The sequence below is a fragment of the Protofrankia sp. CiP1_Cm_nod4 genome, from assembly GCF_982290645.1.
This window is the reverse complement of the sequence record NZ_CEVIVC010000001.1, coordinates 89,980-90,579: the sequence shown is the minus strand read 5'-3', so window position 1 is coordinate 90,579 and position 600 is coordinate 89,980. Positions and strand designations below refer to the sequence as shown.

The 600-nt window shown below is 78.5% G+C and carries 1 pseudogene; it reads left to right on the top strand.

Going from position 1 to position 600, the window contains the following annotated elements:
• Window positions 1–513: pseudogene (locus AC5LSR_RS00355) on the top strand (NADH:flavin oxidoreductase); the annotation flags it as partial.
• Window positions 514–600: the final 87 nt, after the last annotated feature.

Genomic DNA, 600 nt, shown 5'->3' with positions numbered 1-600 from the left:
GTGCTCGACGTGCTGCGCGGCGGTCTGGACGCCGTCCCCGCCGGCCCGGTGTTCGTCCACGACCCGGTCGGGGGGCCGGTGGCGGTCGGGGTCGCCGAATGGCTCGCCGGTGCCGGGCGCGAGGTGGCCCTGGGCACCCCCGACACGGTGGCGGGCACGCTGCTCTCCCTCACCGGCGACCTCGCGCCGGCCAACACCCGGCTGCAGCAGGCGGGCGTACGCCGCCAGCTGCGGGTGCTGCTGCGCGAGGCCGGCGGCGGGCGGGTCGTGCTGGAGGACGTCTGGACGGGTGAGCGCCGCACGCTGCCGTGCGCGGTGCTCGTCGACTGTGGCCACCGCCTCCCCGAGGACGCCCTGTACACCGCCCGGCCGGGCACGCCCCGGGCCGGCGACTGCGTGGCGCCGCGGACGGTGCTCGAGGCGGTCCTGGAGGGCCGCCGCCGCGCACTCGAGATCGGCGGCCGCACGAGCCCACCGGCGTCCCGGCCGCTCGCCGGGGCACGCCGCGGCTAGGCCATCTCCGATGGATCTTCAGCTGGCGGCCACGCGCCCGATGGCTACGCGTCCGGTGGCTCCTCATCCGGTGGCCACGCGTCCGGC